General features: G+C 62.1%; 3 protein-coding genes. 1 reads left to right on the forward strand and 2 read right to left on the reverse strand.

What is annotated here, in order from left to right; translation table 11 throughout:
* Together H3V53_RS42530 and H3V53_RS42535 are read right to left on the reverse strand one after the other, a co-directional pair.
* Positions 1-207: hypothetical protein (locus H3V53_RS42530; protein WP_336602947.1), on the reverse strand; the 207-nt coding region annotated here is incomplete at its 3' end.
* 708 nt (positions 208-915) lie between these two features.
* A complete protein-coding gene (locus H3V53_RS42535; protein ID WP_054927151.1) occupies positions 916-1,140 on the reverse strand; it encodes a hypothetical protein in 225 nt (74 codons plus the stop codon).
* 706 nt (positions 1,141-1,846) lie between these two features.
* Here H3V53_RS42535 and H3V53_RS42540 point away from each other — a divergent pair.
* On the forward strand, positions 1,847-3,310 hold a 1,464-nt coding region (locus H3V53_RS42540), incomplete at its 3' end, for a serine/threonine-protein kinase (RefSeq protein ID WP_336602948.1).

Genomic DNA, 3,310 nt, shown 5'->3' on the forward strand with positions numbered 1-3,310 from the left:
GCCGCCGAAGTTCTGGATCGTCGGGATCACGACCTTCGTGTCGGTCTGCGTGACAGGCGCCACGACGACAGCCGGGCTGGCGAAGCCGCCACCGAATGCGGCGTTCGTGTTGCCGACGTTGTAGTTGCTGCCGCCACGCACGGACGCGAGCGATTCGACGGACAGTTCTTCGTTGTGCGAGAGGTCTTTGATGGTCAGCGAGGTCATGGTGAATCTCCTTGGATCAGTTGCTTCGGGTTGGAAGAGCACGATTTGTTTGCGCTCGCTGCTACATACGCACAGGCTGTGCCAATCGAGTCCACTACACGCGTCGACAACGATAACCACTTGAAACTAAAAGGAAAGGAGCCGCACAACCTGGCTTGAAAAAGTACTTGCGCCGCGAGCGGAGAGGGGAGGCGGTATGGTCCAGGCAAACAGATGATCGCGAAGCTGTCGGTATCAGCCGAACAGCATGCAGTGCGTTATTCCATTGGCCCCGCGAACAGGGCTACGCAAGACACGATTGCCCAAAGCGACGCCCCAAAAAAACGCTTAACGATGATCCTGTTGTGCGAATGCGCAGATAGATTTGCGCGCGTCGTGAAGAGGATGCGCGTGGCGCTATGTTGAGGGTGCAATCGATGGCGAGCCAGAGACCTGGCCGCGTTCGAAGGCGTTGATGTAGACGAGCAAACGCTCACACGACACGTCAGAGCAAGTACCTGAACGACGTGAACGCGCAGGCTCATCGCGTCTGTTGTCCGGGATTGGCATGACGATGCGCAACGACAGTCCGCGTGCGGTACTAGTCGCTATTTATGTAAGCGTCCAGGTGATCAAGAATCGCCTCATGACGAGCCACGCGCGAAACGCGCCGCTTGCAGAACACCGGCGGCCACATTTCGAACGAAGATGATGACGCGAATGCAGTCGCTATTTGCGCAGCAGGCTTTGCGGCGGTATGCGCTCGTCGACGGGTTGGCGCGCGGCGGTCGGAAATCCGGCGGGATAGTCGACGACGCGCGTCGCCGTCGGCAACGCTTGCGCGCTGACACCGAAGAAGCGCCCGCCCGTTCGCGCGCCGCCGACGATCGCGGTCATTGCCGCGCGATCGAGTTGGACGCTTTCGGGGAGATCCTTGACGACGAGCTTGGACATGGCTGTTCCAGAAGAGAGGTTGCGGGATGCCGTCGCATCGGATGCACGCATCGATCGACGACGGCAACGCAGATGGCTCGAACAACCAGTATAGGTAATTCAGGCTCGCTGCGGTGTGCGCTGGCGAGCAGAACGGACGCTGTGCAGAAGACGCCGGTAATTCGGACCGGCGCCGTTGCGCCACAGATGTCGCCGTCGATCATATTCTGTCGACGTTCGTATCGGTGATACCAGGGCCTTATTTACAAGCGGCCGGCCATTGACCGTCTTGCTCTTGTCGACTTGAACCGGTTTTTTTGACCATCGGCCCGCTCTGGACCGATTTCGCAGGAGCGAGGCGAACAATCCGGCAATGTGTCGTTCGGGTTCCAGCGTCGTGTCAGCCCGGATCTTGCTCCTGCATAGCGTGTGCCAATCGGCGTGGCGCGCGGCAAAGGATCGCGAATGCCCTGCGCACAAGCTCTCGCGCGGGTTGAGGTCATACAGCAGGGCACCTGTCATCCGGACACGCACCCCGAAGCTGACGGCGAGCGGCCAACTAAACGCCGGATGCTGTTGGGTACTTCGCGACACCTCTGGCTCGCGTGTCACGGGGGCAATTCTGGTTTGCGAAAGACATAGGTGCGGGCTACTATCGAACGAGCACATGTAATTGGTTACGACAGGGAAACTCCTCGACCTTCGGGATCTGCAGCGCTTTGAACACATGGCTAGCCTTGCGCACGTGATTCGGGACTTTCAGAGCGGCGCGATCACGCAGGACGCGTTCGTCGCTCAACTCGACAGCACGCTCACAACGGAAGGCGTCGGTTCGGCTCGTCTGCTCGAAATACTCGGTGAGGCGCACACCAGGACGCCGTTGCCTCCTGATCTGTACGCGTTAGTGCGTCGCCGCATTCAGCAGATGCCCGTGTCCAACCTTGCCGCGGCGGGCGGCGAGGAAACGCGCATGCAAACGGTGCCTGAGCATCTCGTGTCGCCGCCCACGCGCGGCGCCGATATGTCGTCGGTCATGCCGGGCCTCGATCAGGTAAAAGGCACGGGCGATACCTTGAACAATCGGTTCGTGCTCGAAGAATGTCTGGGCGTAGGCGGCATGGGCACCGTATACAAGGCGCTCGACCTGCGCAAGCTCGAAGCATCGGATCGCAAGCCGTATCTCGCCATCAAGGTGCTCAATACGCAGTTTCGCGGCAACCCGAAGTCGCTGATCGCTTTGCAGCGCGAAGCGCGCAAGGCGCAGGTGCTCGCGCACCGCAACATCGTCACTGTCTACGATTTTGACCGCGACGGCCCGATCGTCTATCTGACGATGGAGTATCTGTCCGGCAAGCCGCTCAGCCAGATTCTGCGCACGCCCGATTTCAAGGGCATGCCTGTGCAGTCCGCGCTGCCGATCGTGCGCGGCATGTCGAGCGCGCTCGCATACGCGCACGAACGCGGCTTCGTGCATTGCGATTTCAAGCCCGCCAACGTATTTCTCACGGACACGGGCGAAGTCAAGGTGATCGACTTCGGCATTGCGCGCGTGTTTCAGCGGCCCGAAGAAGATAGCGACGCGACCGTGTTCGATCCCGGCAGCCTCGGCGCGTTGACGCCCGCTTACGCGAGCCCGGAAATGCTCGAGCATCTCGAGCCCGATCCCCGCGACGACATCTACGCGCTCGGCTGCATCACGTATGAGTTATTGACGGGCCGCCATCCGTTCGACCGTCTGTCGGCGACGCAGGCTCGCGCGTCCGAGCGGCAGCCGCAACGGCCCGACAATCTCGGCAATCGCCAGTGGCGCGCGCTGCGCTCGGCGCTGGCGTTCGACCGCAAGGCGCGCACGCCGACGGTGGCGCGTTTCGTCGAAGAATTCGGCGCGCAGGAACGGCCGTCGGCGGCGAAGTCAAATGGCAAGGGCGTCGATCGCACGGGCCTGCTGGTGAAATCGGGCGTGGTGGGGCTCGCGCTCGCGTGCGCGGCGGGCGGCGCGCTGTACTTCCATCGCGCGACGCAGAACTTCGATCAGGAGAATGCGGCGCAACAAGCGGGCACTGCGTCCGAAGCCGCTGCATCGCAGGCGGGCGGCGAACAGGCTTCGTCGAACCCGATTACGCCTGATCAGACGAGCGCGCCCGCGGCGCCTTCCGCGCCTTCCGTTGGCGCCGCGGCGCCGCCCGGCACG

Source organism: Paraburkholderia bengalensis, from assembly GCF_037126505.1.
Classification (GTDB): Bacteria; Pseudomonadota; Gammaproteobacteria; order Burkholderiales; family Burkholderiaceae; genus Paraburkholderia; species Paraburkholderia bengalensis.